General features: G+C 69.7%; 19 protein-coding genes. 10 read left to right on the top strand and 9 right to left on the bottom strand.

The features are described from left to right. Nucleotides 1–27: 27 nt before the first annotated feature. The 3 genes from AQJ64_RS07800 to AQJ64_RS07790 all read right to left on the bottom strand — a co-directional run bounded on the left by AQJ64_RS07800 (nt 28) and on the right by AQJ64_RS07790 (nt 3,216). The gene (locus tag AQJ64_RS07800) at nt 28–1,803 is read right to left on the bottom strand and encodes a SpoIIE family protein phosphatase (protein WP_055632996.1); all 1,776 of its coding nucleotides are present in this window, start codon (nt 1,801–1,803) and stop codon (nt 28–30) included. 89 nt (nt 1,804–1,892) lie between these two features. Further along, nucleotides 1,893–2,723 carry a serine hydrolase domain-containing protein gene (locus AQJ64_RS07795; protein ID WP_055632995.1) on the bottom strand — a complete coding sequence of 277 codons (831 nt, stop codon included), beginning with the start codon at nt 2,721–2,723 and terminating at the stop codon, nt 1,893–1,895. 19 nt (nt 2,724–2,742) lie between these two features. Further along, entirely contained in the window at nt 2,743–3,216 is a 474-nt protein-coding gene (locus AQJ64_RS07790; protein WP_055632994.1) for a GNAT family N-acetyltransferase, read from the bottom strand. A gap of 97 nt (nt 3,217–3,313) precedes the next feature. On the opposite strand from AQJ64_RS07790, the gene AQJ64_RS07785 reads away from it, so the two are divergent. Together AQJ64_RS07785 and AQJ64_RS07780 are read left to right on the top strand one after the other, a co-directional pair. Then, nucleotides 3,314–3,808, top strand: a complete 495-nt coding sequence (locus tag AQJ64_RS07785; RefSeq protein ID WP_055632993.1) for a MerR family transcriptional regulator — start codon at nt 3,314–3,316, stop codon at nt 3,806–3,808. Beyond that, nucleotides 3,805–4,821, top strand: coding sequence for an aldo/keto reductase (locus AQJ64_RS07780; protein ID WP_055632992.1), 1,017 nt, complete (start codon nt 3,805–3,807; stop codon nt 4,819–4,821). Before AQJ64_RS07785 ends, AQJ64_RS07780 begins: the two co-directional genes overlap by 4 nt. On the opposite strand, the gene AQJ64_RS07775 is transcribed toward AQJ64_RS07780, so the two are convergent. The 3 genes from AQJ64_RS07775 to AQJ64_RS07765 all read right to left on the bottom strand — a co-directional run bounded on the left by AQJ64_RS07775 (nt 4,822) and on the right by AQJ64_RS07765 (nt 7,667). Continuing rightward, nucleotides 4,822–5,667, bottom strand: a complete 846-nt coding sequence (locus AQJ64_RS07775; RefSeq protein WP_079061520.1) for a DUF4429 domain-containing protein — start codon at nt 5,665–5,667, stop codon at nt 4,822–4,824. A 57-nt stretch (nt 5,668–5,724) separates the two neighbouring features. Continuing rightward, the gene (locus tag AQJ64_RS07770; RefSeq protein ID WP_055632990.1) at nt 5,725–6,942 is read right to left on the bottom strand and encodes an alpha/beta hydrolase; all 1,218 of its coding nucleotides are present in this window, start codon (nt 6,940–6,942) and stop codon (nt 5,725–5,727) included. A gap of 92 nt (nt 6,943–7,034) precedes the next feature. Beyond that, a complete protein-coding gene (locus tag AQJ64_RS07765) occupies nt 7,035–7,667 on the bottom strand; it encodes a TetR family transcriptional regulator (RefSeq protein ID WP_055632989.1) in 633 nt (210 codons plus the stop codon). Between the two features lie 66 nt (nt 7,668–7,733). Here AQJ64_RS07765 and AQJ64_RS07760 point away from each other — a divergent pair, with 66 nt between their 5' ends. Then, nucleotides 7,734–9,353, top strand: coding sequence for an MFS transporter (locus AQJ64_RS07760; protein WP_055632988.1), 1,620 nt, complete (start codon nt 7,734–7,736; stop codon nt 9,351–9,353). Between the two features lie 234 nt (nt 9,354–9,587). Here the strand turns inward: AQJ64_RS07760 and AQJ64_RS07755 are convergent, their stop codons facing one another. Together AQJ64_RS07755 and aceE are read right to left on the bottom strand one after the other, a co-directional pair. Then, nucleotides 9,588–10,328, bottom strand: coding sequence for a potassium channel family protein (locus tag AQJ64_RS07755; protein WP_055632987.1), 741 nt, complete (start codon nt 10,326–10,328; stop codon nt 9,588–9,590). A gap of 70 nt (nt 10,329–10,398) precedes the next feature. Then, entirely contained in the window at nt 10,399–13,146 is a 2,748-nt protein-coding gene (gene aceE, locus AQJ64_RS07750; protein WP_055632986.1) for a pyruvate dehydrogenase (acetyl-transferring), homodimeric type, read from the bottom strand. 354 nt (nt 13,147–13,500) lie between these two features. On the opposite strand from aceE, the gene AQJ64_RS07745 reads away from it, so the two are divergent. From AQJ64_RS07745 to AQJ64_RS07720, 6 genes are all read left to right on the top strand, one after another. Beyond that, complete coding sequence (locus AQJ64_RS07745; RefSeq protein WP_055632985.1) at nt 13,501–13,938, top strand: DUF3052 domain-containing protein; 438 nt, start codon at nt 13,501–13,503, stop codon at nt 13,936–13,938. 114 nt (nt 13,939–14,052) lie between these two features. Beyond that, entirely contained in the window at nt 14,053–14,511 is a 459-nt protein-coding gene (locus AQJ64_RS07740) for a peroxiredoxin (protein ID WP_055632984.1), read from the top strand. Nucleotides 14,512–14,668: 157 nt separating this feature from the next. After that, the gene (locus AQJ64_RS07735) at nt 14,669–15,244 is read left to right on the top strand and encodes a calcium homeostasis/redox stress adaptation protein (protein ID WP_055632983.1); all 576 of its coding nucleotides are present in this window, start codon (nt 14,669–14,671) and stop codon (nt 15,242–15,244) included. 151 nt (nt 15,245–15,395) lie between these two features. Beyond that, the gene (locus tag AQJ64_RS07730; RefSeq protein WP_055632982.1) at nt 15,396–15,971 is read left to right on the top strand and encodes a TerD family protein; all 576 of its coding nucleotides are present in this window, start codon (nt 15,396–15,398) and stop codon (nt 15,969–15,971) included. A gap of 126 nt (nt 15,972–16,097) precedes the next feature. Further along, nucleotides 16,098–17,246: a DUF475 domain-containing protein gene (locus AQJ64_RS07725; protein ID WP_055632981.1), complete on the top strand. Its 1,149-nt coding sequence runs from the start codon at nt 16,098–16,100 to the stop codon at nt 17,244–17,246. A 114-nt stretch (nt 17,247–17,360) separates the two neighbouring features. Continuing rightward, nucleotides 17,361–18,098 carry a TerD family protein gene (locus tag AQJ64_RS07720; RefSeq protein ID WP_055632980.1) on the top strand — a complete coding sequence of 246 codons (738 nt, stop codon included), beginning with the start codon at nt 17,361–17,363 and terminating at the stop codon, nt 18,096–18,098. Between the two features lie 19 nt (nt 18,099–18,117). On the opposite strand, the gene AQJ64_RS07715 is transcribed toward AQJ64_RS07720, so the two are convergent. Next, nucleotides 18,118–18,864: a TerD family protein gene (locus AQJ64_RS07715; RefSeq protein ID WP_059202504.1), complete on the bottom strand. Its 747-nt coding sequence runs from the start codon at nt 18,862–18,864 to the stop codon at nt 18,118–18,120. A 185-nt stretch (nt 18,865–19,049) separates the two neighbouring features. Between AQJ64_RS07715 and AQJ64_RS07710 the strand changes: the two genes are divergently transcribed. Continuing rightward, the gene (locus tag AQJ64_RS07710) at nt 19,050–20,216 is read left to right on the top strand and encodes an HpcH/HpaI aldolase/citrate lyase family protein (RefSeq protein ID WP_055638775.1); all 1,167 of its coding nucleotides are present in this window, start codon (nt 19,050–19,052) and stop codon (nt 20,214–20,216) included. Nucleotides 20,217–20,222: the final 6 nt, after the last annotated feature.

Here is a 20,222-nt window from a genome sequence, read left to right as displayed (position 1 = left end):
GGCCGGACGGGACTTTCGACACACACCCTAGGTCGCCGGTGTTCTCCTGCGGGCGGCCAGCAGCGCGATGTCGTCCTCGAACATGCCGCTGGTCAGCCGGGTGAGCAGGGTGTCGAGCAGATGCTCCAGCGGGCCGTCGGCCGACAGGCCCATCTCGGTGAGGGCGCGCATGCCGTCGTCGATGTCCACCCCGCGCTGTTCCACGAGACCGTCGGTGTAGAGGAGCAGGACGTCGCCGGGTTCGAAGGAGAACGTTGTCACCTCGTAGTCGCCGAGTTCCGTACCGATCGGGGGACCGGCCGGCAGGCTCAGCACCTTCGCCGCGCCGTCCGGGCGGACGAGGACGGGCGGCAGATGGCCGGCCGTGGCCGCCGTGCAGGTGTCGGTCCCGGGGTCCACGAGGACGAGGAGGCAGGTGGCGACCCGGTCGAGGCCGAGGCGGGCGGCCCGCCGGTCGGCCTCGGCGAGGATGGCGTCGACGGGGCGGCAGGAGGTGCCGATGGTGCGCAGGACGGAGCGGTACTGGCTCATGGCGACGGCGGCCTTGAAGCCGTGCCCCATCACATCGCCCATGACCAGCAGGGTGCGGCCGCCCGGGGCGGCGATGGAGTCGTACCAGTCCCCGCCGACCAGCGCGCTGCGGCCGGAGGGCAGATACCGGGTGGCCACCTCCACGCTGGAGCTGACGTTGTCGGGCTCGGAGAGCAGCGCGCGCTGGAGTTCCAGGGTCATGGTGTGGTCGTGGGTGTACCGGCGGGCGCTGTCGATGGAGACGGCCGCACGACCGGCCACTCCCTGGGCGGTGAGCAGGTCGTCGTCGGTGAAGGGGGCGGAGTCCCCGGCCCGCATCAGGATGACGATCCCGACGGAGCGGCCCGTGGTGCGCAGCGGGGCGACGAGGATCGAGTGGATGCCGGCGGCTCGGATGACCTTGACGTGGTCCGGTTCCACGACGAGCTTCTGGAACAGCTCGTCGGAGGCCAGGTTGCCGCGCCACGGGCGTCCGCTGTCCATGCAGCGGCGGACGAGGGAGCCGCGCGGGACGTCCACGTAGGGGCCGGGGCCGGACAGCGCGCGCAGGTGCCACTTCAGTTCCGGAGGCGCCGCCAACTGCATCTTCCTCAGCCGCAGTACGCCGGGGCGCAGCGGAGGCCCGTCCGGGGGCTCGTCGTCGACGATGGCGACGGCGGCCACGTCGGCCAGGGACGGGGCGAGGAAGTCGGCGAGTTCGCCGCAGGTGGTGGCCATGTCCAGGGTGGTGCCGACCCGGACGGTCGCGGCGTCCAGCAGGGCGAGCCGCTGGTGGGCCTCCTCCAGGTCGTCCATGTACTGGCGCAGATTGCTGACCTCCACACCGATGCCGCAGACACCGACCACCTGTCCCTGCGACTCCAGCCGGTGGATCACCGCCCGCCACAGCCGGCGTCCGCCCGGCGAGGGGGTGAGGGCGGTGGTCAGCGTCACCTCCCGGGACCGCCCGTCCGCCAGCACCTCGATCAGGACGTCGTCGGGTGTCTGGACCTCCGGCAGCGTCTCGCCGAACTTCCGGCCCACGAACGCGGTGGCGGGCAGGCCGGTGGCCTGGGACCAGGCGGGATTGACGTACAGATAGCGCAGATGGGTGTCGAGGATGAGCACGGGTGCGGAGGTGCCCTCGATGATCCCGCGCAGGAAGCCGCAGTCGCAGGCTTCCTGCGGGGCGTCGGCCGTGAGTGTCGGTGCGCGGTCGGTGACCGCCGTGCGCGGCCCCTGGGGCCGGACCGGGGGAAAGAGCCACGACGGCGGGAGTTGTTCAGCGTTCACCGTCTTCTCCAGCTGTCCGGGGAAGCTGTCGGGGAAGTCGATTCCCTTCCCATCCTGTGGGCAAGGAAGGGGCGGCGCATCTCGGCTGATCAGTGACCGCCGGCCCCCGCCTCGGCGAGCACCGCGTCCGTGAACACCGGCCAGGCCTCCACCGCCCAGGGGCCGAAGGCGCGGTCCGTCAGCGCGACGGCCGCCAGCCCCGCGGCCGGGTCGATCCACAGGAACGTACCGGACTGGCCGAAGTGGCCGAAGGTGCGCGGGGAGGACGAACTCCCCGTCCAGTGCGGGGACTTGGCGTCACGGATCTCGAACCCGAGGCCCCAGTCGTTGGGGTTCTGGTGGCCGTAGCCCGGCAGCACGCCCTTCGTGCCCGGGTACTGGACGCTCATCGCCTCCGCGACCGTGCGCGGGTCCAGCAGCCGGGGCGCCTGCACCTCGGCCGCGAAGCGGAGAAGGTCCTCGACCGTCGAGACGCCGTCCTTGGCGGGGGAGCCCTCCAGGGCGGTGGCCGTCATGCCCAGCGGCTCCAGCACCGCCTGCCGCAGATACTCCGCGAACGGGATGTCCGTGGCCTTCGCGAGGTGGTCGCCGAGCTGCTCGAACCCCGCGTTGGAGTACAGCCGCCGCTCCCCGGGCGCCGACGTCACCCGGTGCTCGTCGAAGGCGAGCCCCGAGGTGTGCGCGAGGAGGTGGCGGACCGTGGCCCCGGGCGGACCGGCCGGCTCGTCCAGCTCCACCGCCCCCTCCTCGTACGCGACGAGCGCGGCGTACGCGGCCAGCGGCTTGGTGACCGAGGCCAGCGGGAAGCGCCGCCCGACGGGCCCCTGGGTGCCCAGGACCGTGCCGTCGGCCCGTACGACACCCGCGGCGGCGGAGGGAACCGGCCAGTTCTCGATCAGCGCGAGGCTCTTCAGCGACATGCCGACGAGCCTATGTCCCTCACAGCAGCAGCTCCAGCAAGGGGTCCGGCTTGCGCCGGAAGCCCAGGGACACGTACAGCGGCTCGGCCTCGGCGGACGCGGTGAGGTGCACCTGGCGCACACCCCGCTCCCGGAACCACGCCAGCAGCGCGTCCATGCCGGCCCGCGCGTACCCCCGGCGGCGGGCGTCCGGGTCGGTCGCGACGCTGAAGACGTACCCGAGGGCGCCGAGGGGATTGCCGGCCCGTCCGATCCGGTACTCCACCGTCCCCACCACCAGCGCGGCCAGTGCCCCGGCCCGCTCGGGATGGTCGACGACGAACGCGCCGAAGTCCCCGTCGGGGTCGGCGAGCCGGGCCCGCAGTCCGGGCAGGGACTCCCTCTGCCAGCCGGTCGGCCCGGCGGAGGTGGCGGCCAGGGAGTCGATCATCACCTGACGCAGCCGCAGTACCTCGGCGGCGTCCTCGGGCAGCGCCCGGCGCACAACGGTCATGGCCCCGCACGCTAACCGTCATGATCAGGCCGCGTCCCCCGAATTCTTACCGATTCCGCTTGCTTGGAGCACACTCCAAGGTCATAGCGTGGAGGCCATGACGGTGTTGCAGACCACGCCCGTGACCACCGAGCGAGCCCCGAGCCCCGCAGACGTCTGCTCCGCGCCACCACCGCGGCATCCCCGCCCCGACGGGCAGGACAGCTACACGATCAGCGAGGTCGTCGCGTTCACCGGCCTGACGGCCCACACCCTGCGCTGGTACGAGCGGATCGGGCTGATGTCCCACATCGACCGCTCGCACACCGGCCAGCGCCGCTACAGCAACCGCGACCTGGACTGGCTCGACCTCGTCGGCAAGCTGCGGCTCACCGGTATGCCGGTCGCCGACATGGTGCGGTACGCGGAGCTGGTGCGCGAGGGCGACAGCACGTACGGGGAGCGCTACGAGCTGCTGGAGGCGACGCGGCGGGACGTCACGGCCCGGATCGCCGAGCTCCAGGACACGCTCGCCGTGCTCGACCGAAAGATCATGTTCTATGCGGACGCCTCACGCGTCCAGGCGTACGAAGGGGAGAGGACCACCCGATGACCGACAGCAGGATCCCGACCGCGCGACTCGGCGAGAACGGCCCCGAGGTCGGTGTCCAGGGCCTCGGCTGCATGGGCATGAGCTTCGCGTACGGCCCCCCGGACGCGAAGGAGTCCAGGGCCACCCTGGAACGCGCCCTGGAGCTCGGCGTCACCCTGTACGACACGGCGGACGCGTACGGCGCGGGGGACAACGAACGCTTCCTCTCCCCCTTCTTCAAGGCGCACCGCGACGAGGTCGTCATCGCGACCAAGTTCGCGCTGTGGATCCCGCCCGAGGACCCGTCCCGGCGGATCATCCGCAACGACGCGCCGTACATCCGGCAGGCCGTCGAGGCGAGCCTGAAGCGGCTGGACGTCGACGTCATCGACCTCTACTACATGCACCGGCGCGATGTGGACGTGCCGATCGAGGACACCGTCGGCGTGATGGCGGAGCTGGTCCGCGAGGGCAAGGTCAAGCAGCTGGGCCTGAGCGAGGTGACGGCCGCCGAGCTGCGCGCGGCGCACGCCGTGCACCCCATCGCCGCCGAGCAGTCGGAGTGGTCCCTGTTCAGCCGTGACATCGAGGCCCAGGTCGTCCCGGCGGCGAGCGAACTCGGCGTGACCCTCGTCCCGTACTCCCCGCTCGGCCGCGGCTTCCTCACCGGTTCCTTCACCGACGCCGCCCAGGACCTCGGCGCCGACGACTTCCGACGTACCCAGCCGCGCTTCACCGGCGAGAACGCGGCCACGAACACGGCCCTCCTGGAGCCGATCCGCGCCGTCGCCCGGGCCCACGACGCCACCCTCGGCCAGACCGCCCTGGCCTGGGTCCACCAGCGGTCCGAGGCGTACGACCTCCCGGTGGTCCCGATCCCGGGCACCCGCAAGCCGAGCCGGGTGGAGGAGAACACGGCCGCGGCCACCGTCCGGCTGACGGAGGAGGAACTGGCCGTCCTGGACCCGATAGCGGCGAAGGTGGCCGGCGACCGTTACGCGGACATGCGGTTCGCCTCGGCCGGCCGCGAGTAGTCACAGCTCGGACAGCAGTTCCGCCTTCTTCGCGGAGAACTCGTCATCGGTCACCAGCCCGGCCTGATGCAGCTCTCCCAGATGCCGGATCCGTTCGGCGATGTCCGAGGGATCGCGACGGGGGCCCGTGACCGAGGCCACGGGCCCCCGTGTCCGCACGGCGGCCAGGACCGCCGCGGCGAACGGCAGCGACTCGTGCACCGGCCCGTACCCCAGCCCGAACACCACGGTCCCCGGGTCCTGGTCGGCCTGTGCCGGGGAACCCTGCCCGCGCACCAGCCGCAGATGCCCCTCGAACACCTCCGGCGACCGCCACTCCACCCCGCTCAGCTCGGACACGGCGAAGCTCTGGTCGCCGGCCTTCCACTTCGCCGAGGACGCCCCCGTCCAGAACCACCGGAACCGCACGGTCCGGCCGTCGAAGGACGCCTTCCCGTCGTACGCCTTGAACGACAGAGGCGCCTCCGGCGGGGGCACGAGGAACCGTTCCGCCGGACCGGACTCCGTCAGCCGGGAGCGCAGTTCGTCGGCGTAGTACTCCGCGAGCACCTCCCGCTCGGCGGGCAGCACCAGCCGGTAGGGGTCGGAGCCGTCCTTGAGCTGGCCCGCCGCCGCCTCGATCAGCGGATCGGCCCCCGCCCGCGGCTCCGCGCGCAGCACGACGGTCCCGCGCCGGCCCGGGGTGAGCGTCACCCCGGACAGGGCGGTGAGCGGAATTCTCCGTTCACCCAGCGCCGACAGCAGCCTGGGGGTGCGCATCCCCCGTTCGTAGCGGATGAGGACGGAGTCGGACTCGAACTCCCAGGCGGCATGAAATCCGGCCAGTACGTCACCCATGCGGCTCATCGTATGCGGGACACGCATCTTCGTCCCCTCCCCACGCGCGCCGCAATTCCTGCGTCTCTACGCGCGTCCAGCCGTCGTCGTGTCGGACAAATCCTCCCGGCAGGCGCCGGAGTCGTCGGCGCACTCGACCGAACGGTACGCGCCGGTGCCGATGTCGGCGAGGTTGCGCAGGCTGTCGGTGCCCGGTACGAAGTAGCCGCCGTGGCCCTCCGCGTCCTCGGAGGACAGCACCCGCGCCCCGAACGCCCGGGCCATCGGATCCTCGCCGTGCCCGAGCCCGCCGACCTCCAGATGCGGTACGTCCCCCACCCAGTCGTCGGCGTCCCGCATCGCCCACACCCGGGCGTCGGTGCCCAGCTCGGCCGCCTTCTCCACCCGCATGCCGGGACTGCCGGCCACCGCTATGTCGCTCACCCGGCCCGGCACGGTGTGCGCGGCCACCCCGCACAGCACCGAGCCGTAGCTGTGGCAGAACAGCGAGACGGGCGAGGTGCCGGGCAGGGCGCGCAGCAGCGCGTTCAGCCGTACGGCGCCGTTCTCGGCGCGCATCGCGGTCGCCGAGTCGATGCCGAGGCCGTCGGGGGAGGTGTAGTCGGCCCAGGCGATCACGGCGGTCCGGGTCGCGGGGCGCGCCTCGCGCTCGGCCGCGTACAGCGCCTCGGCCATGCCGACGGGCGCCGAGTACCTGCGGTTGGTGCGCTGGAAGGTGAGCAGATCGGTGTCGACGCCGGGCACGACGACGGAGATCCGCTCGGCGGTGTCCAGGTCGCCGAAGACCTCGGCGGCCCGGCCCGAGCCCTCCGGGTCGAAGGCGAGGATGTGCCGGCCGGTGTCGCTCATCGCCTCGTAGCGGTGCATGCGCCGCCCGGCCTCCTGCTGTCCGGCGGGCGTGAGCCGGCTGTCGTGCATCCGCTTGCGCTCGACGCGGGTCTGCTGGTGCAGCGCGATCCGGTTGGCGCGGTAGCGCAGCTCGACCGGGGCGCCGTTCATGTTGCCCACGGCGAGCGCGTAGTCCTGGGCGAGCCCGGTGCGCTGGGCGGCGGTCAGCGAGGCGAAGAAGCGGGCGATCCGGCCCGGCGCCTCGTCCGGGTCCGGCAGTGCGCGGCCGTCGATCCGGCCGTGCTCCCAGGCCGAGCGCGAGGCCTTCAGCGCGGTGGTCCCCTGGTGATGGCGTACGGCGGTCCAGCCGGTGGTCGCCAGCATCACGAACACCACCGCCAGGGCGGGGAGCGCGCGCCAGAGGCTCAGTTGCGGGGAGGTGTCGAAGGAAGTCACTGGGAGGACACACTAGGAGAACGGCAGGGTCTCAGGTTAATAAAGTGGCGGGGATCACGTTTCGACCGGCGTGTCGATGGTCAGGGAACCTTTCAGGCCTCGCGCCAGTCCCCCAGCAGGGCCGGCCCGACCTGGTCGAGGTAGCGGGACGTCAGCGCGCGGATGCCGGCCAGGCTGAACTCCCCCTCCTCCTGCGCCACCCACTGCCGCTCCGTCACCCGCATCACTCCGCTGAACACGGCCACCGCGAGCCGCGGCCGCGGATCGGCGTCCACGTCCAGACCCTCCCGCTCGGCGATCACCGCCGCGAGGGTCTCCTCGACCTCGGTCGACCGCCGAAGATACGCGGCGAGCAGCACCGGCGTCGACTCGATCACCCGGTACATCCGCAGATACAGCTCCACGGGTACGACGCTCTCCACCACCTCGTTGATCGAGGACCAGCCGTCCAGCACGGCCTGGCGCAGCGCCTCCAGCGGCGGCTCGTGCGCCGGACGCTCCCGCACCGCCTGCACGAACCGCTCCACGGTCAGCTCCACCAGACCGAGCGCGGCCTCCTCCTTGCCGGCGAAGTAGCGGAAGAAGGTGCGCTGCGAGACGTCGACGGCCTCGGCGATCGCGTCGACGGTGGTCGCCTCGTACCCCCGGCTGGTGAACAGCTCCACCGCGGCCCGCAGCAGCGCGTCCCGGGTGCGCCGCTTCTTGCGTTCGCGCAGTGTTTGCATAGGTGTCAGTTACTGACTTGTGAACTCGTTTGTCAATTGTCAGTGGCTGTCCTTAGCCTCGAACGCATGACTAGTCAGACCACCATCGACACGACGGGGCCGGGGGACAAGGCGCAGACAGCCCCGTCGGACCAGCCCCCGGCCCAGGGGCTGCGCGGCCACCCGTGGTTCACCCTCATCACCGTCGCCGTCGGGGTCATGATGGTGGCCCTCGACGGCACCATCGTGGCCATCGCCAACCCGGCCATCCAGAAGGACCTGGGCGCCACCTTCGCCGAGGTGCAGTGGATCACCAACGGCTACTTCCTCGCCCTCGCGGTCTCCCTGATCACCGCGGGCAAGCTCGGTGACCGCTTCGGCCACCGCCAGACCTTCCTGATAGGCGTCGTCGGCTTCGCCGCCGCCTCCGGCGCGATCGGCCTGTCCGACAGCATCGCGCTGGTCGTCACCTTCCGCGTCCTCCAGGGCCTCTTCGGCGCGCTGCTGATGCCGGCCGCGCTCGGTCTGCTGCGGGCGACCTTCCCGGCCGAGAAGCTCAACATGGCCATCGGCATCTGGGGCATGGTCATCGGCGCCTCCACCGCGGGCGGCCCGATCCTCGGCGGTGTCCTCGTCGAGCACGTCAGCTGGCAGTCGGTGTTCTTCATCAACGTGCCGGTCGGCCTCGTCGCCCTCGTCCTCGGCGTGCTGATCCTGCTCGACCACCGCGCGCAGAACGCGCCCCGGTCCTTCGACCTGCTCGGCATCGCGCTGCTGTCGGCCGCGATGTTCTGCCTGGTCTGGGCCCTGATCAAGGCCCCGACCTGGGGCTGGGGCGACGGCATGACCTGGGCCTTCGTCATCGGGTCCGTCGTCCTGTTCGCCGCCTTCGCCCTGTGGGAGACGAAGGTGAAGGAGCCGCTGATCCCGCTGGCGCTGTTCCGTTCCGTCCCGCTGTCGGCGGGCGTGGTCCTGATGGTCCTCATGGCCATCGCCTTCATGGGCGGCCTGTTCTTCGTGACGTTCTATCTCCAGAACGTGCACGGCATGAAGCCCATCGACGCCGGCATGCACCTCCTCCCGCTCACCGGCATGATGATCGTCGGCTCCCCGCTCGCGGGCGCGATGATCACCAGGCTGGGCCCGCGCATCCCGCTGGCCGGCGGTATGGCGGCCACCGCGATCGCCATGTACGGCATGTCCACGCTGGAGACGGACACCGGCAGCGCCGTCATGTCCCTCTGGTTCGCCCTGCTGGGCCTCGGTCTCGCCCCGGTCATGGTCGGCGCCACCGAGGTCATCGTCGGCAACGCGCCCATGGAACTGTCCGGCGTGGCGGGCGGCCTCCAGCAGGCGGCCATGCAGATCGGCGGCAGCCTCGGCACCGCCGTGCTGGGCGCCGTGATGGCTTCCAAGGTGGACGGCGACCTGCCGGGCAACTGGACCGCGGCGGGCCTGCCCGAACTCACCCCCGCCCAGCTCGACCAGGCCTCCGAGGCGGTCCAGGTCGGGGTGGCGCCGGTGACGCCCGAGACGCCCGCCGAGGTCGCCGTGAAGATCACCGACGTCGCGCACGACACCTTCATCTCCGGCATGAGCCTCGCGTCCCTGGTGGCGGCCGGGGTCGCGGTCGTCGCCGTGTTCGTCGCGCTGCTCACCAAGCGCGGCGAGAACGCGGAGGCGGGCGCCGGGGTCGGCCACATCTGAGGCCCGTACCGAAGCCCGTACCGAAGCCCGTACCGAAGCCTGTACCGAAGCCCGTGCACCGGGGGCGAACCTGACGCGACGTCAATGAAATTCCCCTATCAGGGTGACAACGCTAAAGGCCCCTCGCCTCCGGAACACGCCACGGGTCACAGTTAGTCAAGCCCTCCGGATGGGAGGGCGGCCAGGGCTGCGACGCGCTGCCGGAGGGGGACGGCGCGCCGCAGCCCTGGCCGTTCAGCGCTCGACCGGCGGCCGTTCCCGCAGCTCGGCCACCTCCGCGCGCAGCGCCCGGACCTCCTCGGTCAGCGCGAGGATCGCCGCCGTCTGGGCCCGCTCCTCCACGTCGTCCTTCTCGAAGCGCTCGATGAACCAGGCGGCGATGTTGGCGGTCACCACACCCAGCAACGCGATGCCGGACAGCATCAGCCCGACCGCGATGATCCGGCCCATCCCGGTGGTCGGCGCGTGATCGCCGTAGCCCACCGTGGTCATCGTGGTGAACGACCACCACAGGGCGTCACCCAGCGTGCGGATGTTCCCGTTCGGTGAATCCCGCTCCACCGACAGCACGGCGAGCGACCCGAACATCAGCAGCCCGACGACCACCCCCGCGACATACGTCGTCACCTGGATCTGCGTGGCCATCCGCGCCCGCCGCCCCAGCAGCAGGAGCGTGGAGACGAGCCGCAGCAGCCGTAGCTCCGCGACGAGCGGGAGCACCACCGCGCACAGGTCCAGCCAGTGGGTGCGGACGAACGTCCGCCGGTCGGACGTCAGCGCCAGCCGTACCAGGTAGTCCGTGGCGAACGCCCCCCACACCCCCCACTCGACCACGGTGCACGCGGCCGTCACCGTATGGCCGGCCGACGTGTCCACGATCGGTACGGCGTAGGCGACCGCGAACACCAGGGCGAGGGCCAGCAGCGGCCGTTGGCTCAGCTCTTCCCAACGCTCCTGCGCCGTGCGTGCGTGCATGGACGCATCGTAAAGAATGCGTAAGGGGTGGTGGAGCCATCGACTCCACCACCCCTTCGTGCGCTATGCGCTACGCGTCGCCTCCGGCAGCCCCCGGGTCGGCCGCCGCCACGTCGAGCAGCTGGTACCGGTCGATCGCCTGCTTCAGCACCGACCGGTCGAGCTTGCCCTCCCGGGCCAGCTCGGTCAGCACGCCCACGACGATGGACGGCGCGTCGATGTGGAAGAAGCGCCGCGCCGCGCCACGGGTGTCGGCGAAGCCGAAGCCGTCCGCGCCCAGCGACTGGTACGTCCCCGGCACCCACCGGGCGATCTGGTCCGGCACCGCCCGCATCCAGTCGGAGACGGCCACGAACGGCCCCTCGGCCCCGGACAGCTTGCGCGTCACGTACGGCACCCGCTGCTCCTCCTCCGGGTGGAGCAGATTGTGCCGCTCGACCTCGACGGCCTCGCGCCGCAGCTCGTTCCAGGAGGTCGCCGACCAGACGTCCGCCCTGACGTTCCACTCCTCGGCGAGGATCTTCTGCGCCTCGACCGCCCACGGCACGGCCACACCCGAGGCGATGATCTGCGCCGGGACCGAGCCCGCCGTGCCCTCGCTCAGCCGGTGGATGCCCTTGAGGATGCCCTCGACGTCGACGTTCGTGGGCTCGGCCGGGTGCTGGATCGGCTCGTTGTAGACGGTGAGGTAGTAGAAGACGTCCTCGCCGTGCGGATGCTCCGCCGAGCTGCCGTACATCCTCCGCAGCCCGTCCTGCACGATGTGCGCGATCTCGTACGAGTACGCCGGGTCGTACGCCACACAGCCCGGGTTCGTCGAGGCGAGGAGCTGGGAGTGGCCGTCCGCGTGCTGGAGGCCCTCACCGGTCAGGGTGGTGCGGCCGGCGGTCGCGCCCAGGACGAAACCGCGCGCCAGCTGGTCCGACATCTGCCAGAACTGGTCACCGGTGCGCTGGAAACCGAACATCGAGTAGAAGACGTAGACCGGGATCAGCGGCTCGCCGTGCGTGGCGTACGCCGAACCCGCCGCGATCAGCGAGGCCGTGCAGCCCGCTTCCGAGATGCCGTCGTGCAGCATCTGGCCGGTCGGCGACTCCTTGTACGCGAGCAGCAGATCGCGGTCGACCGACTCGTACTGCTGGCCGAGCGGGTTGTAGATCTTCGCGCTCGGGAAGAACGAGTCCATGCCGAAGGTGCGGTACTCGTCCGGCGCGATCAGCACGAACCGCTTGCCGAGTTCCTTGTCCCGCATGAGGTCCTTGAGCAGCCGGACGAACGCCATGGTCGTCGCGATCGACTGCTGGCCGGAGCCCTTCTTCACACTCGCGTACGTCTTGTCCTCGGGCAGCGCGAGCGGCTTGGAGCGCACGACACGGGTGGGGACGTACCCGCCCAGCGACTGGCGCCGGTCGTGCATGTACTGGATCTCCTCGGAGCTGCGCCCCGGGTGGTAGTACGGCGGCAGGCCGGACTCCAGCTCCTTGTCGGAGATCGGCAGGTGCAGCCGGTCGCGGAAGCCCTTGAGGTCGGCCACCGTCAGCTTCTTCATCTGGTGCGTGGCGTTGCGGCCCTCGAAGTTCGGGCCCAGCGTCCAGCCCTTGATCGTCTTGGCGAGGATCACCGTCGGCTGGCCGGTGTGCTCCACGGCCGCCTTGAACGCCGCGTAGATCTTCTTGTGGTCGTGGCCGCCGCGCCCCAGGTGCAGGATCTGGTCGTCGGTCATGCCCTGGACCATCGCCCGCAGCCGCTGGTCGTCGCCGAAGAAGTGGTCGCGGATGTACGCGCCGGACTCGGTGGCGTACGTCTGGAACTGGCCGTCCGGGGTCGTGTTCATCTTGTTGACGAGGATGCCGTCCCGGTCCTGCGCGAGCAGCGGATCCCAGGTGCGGTCCCAGATCAGCTTGATCACGTTCCAGCCGGCGCCCCGGAAGACGGACTCCAGCTCCTGGATCACCTTGCCGTTGCCGCGCACCGGGCCGTCGAGCCGCTGGAGGTTGCAGTTGACGACGAAGGTCAGGTTGTCCAGACCCTCACGGGCGGCGATGGTCAGCTGGCCGAGCGACTCCGGCTCGTCCATCTCGCCGTCGCCGAGGAAGGCCCACACCCGCGACTTGCTCGTGTCGGCGATCCCGCGCGCGTGCAGGTAGCGGTTCATCCGCGCCTGGTAGATCGCGCCGATCGGGCCGAGGCCCATCGACACGGTCGGGAACTCCCAGAAGTCCGGCATCAGCCGCGGGTGCGGATACGAGGACAGCCCGTACGGCGCCTTCGACTTCTCCTGGCGGAACGCGTCGAGGTTCTGCTCGCTGAGCCGGTCCAGCAGGAACGCGCGGGCGTAGATGCCGGGGGAGGCGTGGCCCTGGAAGAAGACCTGGTCGCCGCCGTCGCCCTCGTCCTTGCCGCGGAAGAAGTGGTTGAAGCCCACGTCGTAGAGGGACGCGGAGGACGCGAAGGTGGCGATGTGACCGCCGACGCCGATGCCGGGCCGCTGGGCCCTGGACACCATCACCGCCGCGTTCCAGCGGGTCGCGTTGAGGATCCTGCGCTCGATCTCCTCGTTGCCGGGGAAGAACGGCTCCGCCCTGGTGGGGATGGTGTTGACGTAGTCGGAGCTGCGCATCTCCGGCACGGCCACACGCTTCTCGCGGGCGCGCTCGATCAGCCGCAGCATGAGGTAGCGGGCCCGTTCCCGGCCGCGCTCGTCGATCGCGGCGTCGAGGGAGTCGAGCCACTCCTGGGTTTCCTCGGGATCGAAGTCAGGAACCTGACTCGGAAGGCCGCCAATGATGATCGGGTTGCGATCGGATCCGGAAGCCACGCTGTTCCTTACTCTCGCTGTTAATCTCGCTGGTTCTCCAGTATCTGCACCGCCCCCATCGTGTACCTCGGAAGTCCAAACGTCATCTCTACCCCGGGGTAACCAGTGCCCGTTCGAGTCTCGTACCCTTGGATGGTTCTCAAATGCGCAAACGGGGCAGAAAGGTGTGGTGTACGTCACCATCCGTCCGGATCTCGTGCCTGGAGTTGCGTCGACACGGCCAGGATCGTCACCGTTTCGGCGGTCCGAACCGCCGGGTACTTGCGCGATCCGCCCCGCCCGTGTGGACTACGGCCAATGCTTCGCGCACGCGCGTGGCTGAGTTATTCCCAAGACATGATCAGGAGGCAACCCGTGAGCGCGACCGCGGACCACGCGGAGGAGCGGACGAGCCCTGCCGTCAGGCTGGGTTTCCAGCCCGAGCAGGTGGTCCAGGAGATCGGCTACGACGACGACGTCGACCAGGAGCTCCGCGAGTCCATCGAAGAAACCATCGGCAGCGAGCTGATGGATGAGGACTACGACGACGTGGCCGATGCCGTCGTGCTGTGGTTCCGCGACGAGGACGGCGACCTGACCGATGCGCTGGTGGACGCCACCACGTACATCGAAGAAGGCGGCTCGATCCTTCTCCTCACGCCGAAGACCGGCCGTGACGGCTATGTGGAGCCGAGCGACATCTCGGAAGCCGCGACGACGGCGGGCCTGTCCGCCTCCAAGAGCGTCAGCGTGGGCAAGGACTGGAGCGGCAGCCGGCTGGTGACGCCCAAGGCCGCGAAGTCCAAGAAGTAGACCGTCCCCGGACGGGCCGAGCAGTCGTCGTGCTCGGCCCGTCCGTCGGCTTCGGACGGCGGCTGCGTAGGGTGTTCTCACCCAGACAGCCCCACCCGAAGGGACATCCACGCGATGGCGATCCAGGTCGGCGACAAGGCCCCCGACTTCGAGCTCAAGGACAACCACGGCGCCGCCGTGAAGCTCTCCGACTTCCGCGGTGAGAAGAACGTCGTCCTGCTCTTCTATCCGTTCGCCTTCACCGGCGTGTGCACCGGCGAGCTGTGCGAGGTGCGCGACAACCTGCCGAAGTTCGCCGACCGCGACACCCAGGTGCTCGCCGTCTCCAACGACTCCATCCACACCCTGCGCGTCTTCGCCGAGCAGGAGGGCCTGGAGTACCCGCTGCTCAGCGACTTCTGGCCGCACGGCGAGGTCTCCCGCGCCTACGGCGTCTTCGCCGAGGACAAGGGCTGCGCGGTGCGCGGCACCTTCGTCATCGACAAGGAGGGCGTGGTCCGCTGGACCGTCGTCAACGCGCTGCCGGACGCCCGCGACCTCGGTGAGTACGTCAAGGCGCTCGACACCCTCTGAGCCGCCCCGGCCCCCCGCCGTCGCCGACACCTGTGATTCATCGGCTCCAGGGCCTGCGTGGGTCGGGAACCCGTCACTAGGATCGACTCGTTGATCCGATAGATCCGTTATCCACGCACGATGGGGCTCCCCGCCCCTGGACACCAAGGGAGGACTCGTGGGAGTCAGCCTCAGCAAGGGCGGCAACGTATCGCTGACCAAGGAGGCCCCGGGCCTGACCGCGGTCATCGTCGGTCTGGGGTGGGACGTCCGCACCACGACCGGCACCGACTTCGACCTGGACGCGAGCGCGCTGCTGCTGAACAACGCCGGCAAGGTCGGCAGCGACGCCAACTTCGTTTTCTTCAACAACCTCAAGAGCCCCGACGGCTCCGTCGAGCACACCGGTGACAACACCACCGGTGAGGGCGAGGGCGACGACGAGGCGATCAAGGTCAATCTGGCGACGGTCCCGGCCGACGTCGAGAAGATCGTCTTCCCGGTGTCGATCTACGACGCGGAGAACCGCCAGCAGTCCTTCGGCCAGGTGCGCAACGCGTTCATCCGCGTGGTGAACCAGGCCGGCGGCGCCGAGATCGCCCGCTACGACCTGAGCGAGGACGCCTCGACGGAGACCGCCATGGTCTTCGGCGAGCTCTACCGCCACGGCGCGGAGTGGAAGTTCCGCGCCATCGGCCAGGGCTATGCCTCCGGCCTGCGTGGCATCGCCCAGGACTTCGGCGTCAACGTCTGAGCCGCAGGGCGCCCGAAGGATTCACCCTCCCCCGCTCTCGGCTTCGCTCGAGCGGGGGACCTCACCCGGCGCCGCCCGTTTAGGGGCGGCGCCGGACGCGCAGGACAACCGAAGAAGCACCACGTGGCAGCACCAGGGGAGGACCAGCAATATGGGCGTCACGCTCGCCAAAGGGGGCAACGTCTCCCTGTCCAAGGCCGCGCCGAACCTCACGCAGGTGATGGTCGGGCTCGGCTGGGACGCGCGCTCCACCACCGGAGCCCCCTTCGACCTCGACGCCAGTGCGCTGCTGTGCAACAGCGGCCGGGTGCTCGGGGACGAGTGGTTCGTCTTCTACAACCAGCTCAAGAGCCCCGACGGCTCCGTGGAGCACACCGGCGACAACCTCACCGGTGAGGGCGAGGGCGATGACGAGTCGGTGCTGGTGGACCTCTCCAAGGTGCCCGCCCACTGCGACAAGATCGTCTTCCCGGTCTCCATCCACATGGCCGACGAGCGCGGCCAGACCTTCGGCCAGGTGTCCAACGCCTTCATCCGCGTCGTCAACCAGGCCGACGGCCAGGAACTCGCGCGCTACGACCTCAGCGAGGACGCCTCCACCGAGACCGCGATGATCTTCGGCGAGCTCTACCGGTACGGGGGCGAGTGGAAGTTCCGGGCGGTCGGACAGGGGTACGCGTCGGGGTTGCGGGGCATCGCCCTGGACTTCGGGGTGAACGTCACATAACGCGTTATGAGCAAAAGCCGGTCCCCGGTGGGCTGCGAGGGGGGCAGGACTAGACTTCGGCTTCAAAAGTTCGTAAAGCCGAGTACGGCGCGGGGGAGACCCGTACACACAGGGATTGGGTAGCCAGTGCTTCTGAAAACCTTCGGCTGGTCGTTCGCGGTCACCGCGCTCGGTCTGGCCGCTGCGGTCTTCTACGGGGGGTGGGAGGCCTTCGGCATCGTGGCGATCCTCTCCGTCCTCGAGATCTCGTTGTCGTTCGACAACGCGGTGGTCAACGCCGGAATCCTGAAGAAGATGAACGCCTTCTGGCAGAAGATCTTCCTCACCGTCGGCGTCCTCATCGCGGTCTTCGGCATGCGGCTGGTCTTCCCCGTCGTGATCGTCGCGATCAGCGCCAAGATGGGCCCCATCGAGGCCGTCGACCTCGCGCTCAACAACAAGGACCGCTACCAGGAACTCGTCACCGACGCGCACCCGTCGATCGCCGCCTTCGGTGGCATGTTCCTGCTGATGATCTTCCTCGACTTCATCTTCGAGGACCGGGACATCCAGTGGCTGCGCTGGATCGAGCGCCCGCTCGCCAAGCTCGGCAAGGTCGACATGCTGTCGGTCTGCATCGCCCTGATCGTCCTGCTGATCACCTCCTTCACCTTCGCCACCCACGCCCACCAGCACGGCGGCGGACATGTCGACAAGGCCCAGACCGTCCTGATCTCCGGTATCGCCGGTCTGATCACCTACATGGTCGTCGGCGGTCTCTCCGGCTACTTCGAGGACAAACTCGAGGAAGAGGAGGAGCGCGAGCACGAGGAAGAGGAGGAGGCCGTCCGCTCCGGCAAGCAGCGCTCGCCGGTCGTGCTGGCCGGCCAGGCCGCGTTCTTCATGTTCCTCTACCTGGAAGTGCTGGACGCCTCCTTCTCCTTCGACGGCGTGATCGGCGCGTTCGCCATCACCAACGACATCGTGCTCATGGCCCTGGGCCTCGGCATCGGCGCGATGTACGTCCGTTCGCTCACGGTCTACCTGGTGCGTCAGGGCACCCTGGACGACTACGTCTACCTGGAGCACGGCGCCCACTACGCGATCGGCGCCCTGGCCGTGATCCTGATGGTCACCATCCAGTACGAGATCAACGAGGTCATCACCGGTCTCGTCGGCGTCGTCCTGATCGCCTGGTCGTTCTGGTCCTCCGTGCGCCGCAACAAGGCACTGGCGGCAGCCGAGGGAAAAGCTGAGGGCTCGGACGAGAAGACCGAGGTCTCGTCCGGGGTGTAGGCACGGTGTGAACCGGGTTGCGCCGAGGAACGCTCTGAGCGGGGCGGTCGATGAGGGACGCTGTCCTCCACGGCCGCCCCGCCGTTATGTCGTGCGAGAAACGTGGGGGCGGGAATGGGATTCTTCGACGGGCTTCTGGGCAGCCGTACGGCCGAGTTCGACTCGGGCAGCGCGGCGACCAACGCGATCGAACTGACCAAGCGGCATCACTATGTCTCCCTGACCAAACAGGGCGCGGCCACGGGGAACCTGCGGGTCAACCTGACCTGGCGGATGCGGACCTCGGACATCGGCGGGCCCCAGCGGGAGAGTCTGCTGCGGCACCCCTTCAAGGCGCTCAAACCGCCGGAGGTCATCGGGCACAGCCAGAGCATGGTCAACGTCGACCTCGACCTGGGATGCCTGTACGAGCTGGCCGACGGCACGAAAGGGGTCGTACAGCCGCTGGGCGGGCTGCTGGGGGACGTCAACGCACCGCCGTACGTCAAGCTCAGCGGGGACGACCGGTTCGGGTCGGCGTCGGGGGAGACGATGTACGTCAACCTCGACCACCGGGACGACATCAAGCGGCTTCTGGTGTTCGTGTACATCTACGACCAGACGCCGGCGTTCGACCGGACGCACGCGATGGTGACCTTGTATCCCAGCAACGGGCCGCGGATCGAGATAGGTCTCGACGAGCGGCATCCGCAGGCCCGGTCGTGCGCGGTGGTGATGATCGAGAACGTGAAGGGGGAGCTGCTGGTGCGGCGGGAGGTGCGGTTCGTGTACGGCTTCCAGGCCGAGCTGGACCGGCTGTACGGGTGGGGGTTGCAGTGGGGTCGGGGCTACAAGACCAAGGCGGAGAAGTAGCGCGTGCGCGAGCGACTCCTCACCGTCCGATGAACTGTGGCCCCTGCGGCGGCAGCTGGAAGGAACCGTCCGGGTACGCATAACCATGCGTCGGGAGGTTGTTCGGGTAGCCGTAGGCCGGCTGCTGCTGGGGAACCTGCGCGGTGGGCTGCTCCGGCGGGAGGGGCTGGGAGAGGCTCGGGCCGGGCGGGAGCGGGGCGGGGTCCGCGGTGCCGGCCGCCTCCTCCGACTCGTCCACCGAGATGCCGAAGTCCGTCGCCAGGCCCTTGAGGCCGTTGGAGTAGCCCTCGCCCAGGGCGCGGAACTTCCAGCCCTCGCCGCGGCGGTACAGCTCGCCGCAGATCAGCGCGGTCTCCTCGCCCGTCTCGGGGCGGATGTCGAACGTGGCGATCGGGTCACCGTCGGTGGCCGCGTCGTACAGCAGGATGCTGAGCGACCGTACGGTGTCGAAGGCGACGCCGTCCGCCGAAGCGACCAGGAGAATCTGACTGACGCCGGGCTCGACACCGGCCAGATCTGTCTGGATGGTGTCGGTGAGGCCCTCGGCGCCCCGCTTCTTGCCGAGCCGCCAGACCTTCCCGGAAGGGTGCCGGGGCTGGTTGTAGAAGACGAAGTCCTCGTCGGAGCGCACGCGGCCGTCGGGACCGAGGAGCAGCGCGGAGGCATCGACGTCCGGCACCCCTTGCCCGGGCGTCCAGCGCAGTACAGCGCGTACCGTGGTTGCCTTGAGCGGGACGTTGGACCCCTTCAGCATCGCGTGCGTCATGCGGTCATCCTGCCCTCTCGGTCCTGATCACGACAACGCGGGGTACACGGACACACAGCGGAACCCACACGGGCGAGTTACCTGAAATTCATGCCCGGCGGGAACCCCTGACATGGACTTCTACGTACTATTACCGGCCACCTCATCCGGAATCCACAGCCTGACCTGCAACACGGGGGAGTTTTATGCGTCATTTCGGGCACCTCGCCCCCGAGGTGCGGCAGCGTCTCTTCCACCGGGAGCCCTGCGTCTTCGACGCCGACTCCCCGGCCAGGCTGCTCTCCGCGGCCCTGGGGGCCACGCTCTACAGTCCGGCCACCCGGCCCCAGCTGGCCGACGACATCGTCAAGCAGACCGGGCGCGGCGTGGTCTCGATGGTGCTGTGCCTGGAGGACTCCATCGGCGACGAGGACGTCCCGGCGGGCGAGGAGAACCTCGTCCGCCAGTTCGCCGACCTCGCGGGACGCGCCGATCTGGACCGGCCGCTGCTGTTCATCCGGGTGCGCACACCCGAGCAGATCCCCGACCTGGTCCGCCGCCTCGGCCCGCACACCGGCCTGCTGAGCGGGTTCGTGTTCCCGAAGTTCACCGAGGAGCGCGGCATCCCCTTCCTGGAGGCCCTCGCCGCCGCCGAGCACGCGAGCGGCCGCCGCCTCTTCGGCATGCCGGTCCTGGAGACCCCCGAGCTGATGTACCGGGAGTCCCGGGTGGACGCCCTGGAGGGCATCGCCCGCGCGGTCGACAAGTACCGGGGCCGGGTACTGGCGCTCCGCCTCGGAGTGACCGACTTCTGCTCCTCGTACGGTCTGCGCCGGGCGCCCGACATGACCGCCTACGACGTCCAGATCGTCGCCTCCGTGATCGCCGACGTGGTGAACATGCTGGGCCGCGCCGACGGCACCGGGTTCACCGTGACCGGGCCGGTGTGGGAGTACTTCCGGGTCCCGGAGCGCATGTTCAAGCCGATGCTGCGGCACAGCCCCTTCCTGGAGGGACAGGCCGTGGAGCTGCGCGAGAGACTGATCGAGCACGCCATGGACGGGCTGCTGCGCGAGATCTCCCTCGACCAGGCCAACGGTCTGCTCGGCAAGACCTGCATCCACCCCTCGCACGTCCCGGCCGTGCACGCGCTGTCCGTCGTCAGTCACGAGGAGTACAGCGACGCGGCGGACATCCTGCGGCCGGAACGCGGCGGCGGGGGTGTGCTCAGGTCCCAGTACACGAACAAGATGAACGAGGTGAAGCCGCACCGCGCCTGGGCCGAGCGCACCATGCTCCGGGCCGAGGTCTTCGGTGTGGCCAACGAGGACGTCAGCTTCGTCGACCTGCTCGCCGCCGGCATTCCCGGCTGAAACCAC

Origin of the sequence: Streptomyces griseoruber, from assembly GCF_001514205.1 — a bacterium.
GTDB classification, from domain to species: domain Bacteria; phylum Actinomycetota; class Actinomycetes; order Streptomycetales; family Streptomycetaceae; genus Streptomyces; species Streptomyces griseoruber.
This window is presented reverse-complemented; position numbering and strand designations above follow the sequence as displayed.

Excerpts from the sequence above, each read along its gene's own strand:
- AQJ64_RS07795 (WP_055632995.1), bottom strand. The coding sequence starts at position 2,723 with ATGTCGCTGAAGAGCCTCGCGCTGATCGAGAACTGGCCGGTTCCCTCC.
- AQJ64_RS07785 (WP_055632993.1), top strand. The coding sequence starts at position 3,314 with ATGACGGTGTTGCAGACCACGCCCGTGACCACCGAGCGAGCCCCGAGC.
- AQJ64_RS07710 (WP_055638775.1), top strand. The coding sequence starts at position 19,050 with ATGCGTCATTTCGGGCACCTCGCCCCCGAGGTGCGGCAGCGTCTCTTC.
- AQJ64_RS07780 (WP_055632992.1), top strand. The coding sequence starts at position 3,805 with ATGACCGACAGCAGGATCCCGACCGCGCGACTCGGCGAGAACGGCCCC.
- AQJ64_RS07765 (WP_055632989.1), bottom strand. The coding sequence starts at position 7,667 with ATGCAAACACTGCGCGAACGCAAGAAGCGGCGCACCCGGGACGCGCTG.
- AQJ64_RS07760 (WP_055632988.1), top strand. The coding sequence starts at position 7,734 with ATGACTAGTCAGACCACCATCGACACGACGGGGCCGGGGGACAAGGCG.
- AQJ64_RS07720 (WP_055632980.1), top strand. The coding sequence starts at position 17,361 with ATGGGATTCTTCGACGGGCTTCTGGGCAGCCGTACGGCCGAGTTCGAC.
- AQJ64_RS07715 (WP_059202504.1), bottom strand. The coding sequence starts at position 18,864 with ATGACGCACGCGATGCTGAAGGGGTCCAACGTCCCGCTCAAGGCAACC.
- AQJ64_RS07755 (WP_055632987.1), bottom strand. The coding sequence starts at position 10,328 with ATGCACGCACGCACGGCGCAGGAGCGTTGGGAAGAGCTGAGCCAACGG.
- AQJ64_RS07740 (WP_055632984.1), top strand. The coding sequence starts at position 14,053 with ATGGCGATCCAGGTCGGCGACAAGGCCCCCGACTTCGAGCTCAAGGAC.
- AQJ64_RS07790 (WP_055632994.1), bottom strand. The coding sequence starts at position 3,216 with ATGACCGTTGTGCGCCGGGCGCTGCCCGAGGACGCCGCCGAGGTACTG.
- AQJ64_RS07775 (WP_079061520.1), bottom strand. The coding sequence starts at position 5,667 with ATGAGCCGCATGGGTGACGTACTGGCCGGATTTCATGCCGCCTGGGAG.
- AQJ64_RS07730 (WP_055632982.1), top strand. The coding sequence starts at position 15,396 with ATGGGCGTCACGCTCGCCAAAGGGGGCAACGTCTCCCTGTCCAAGGCC.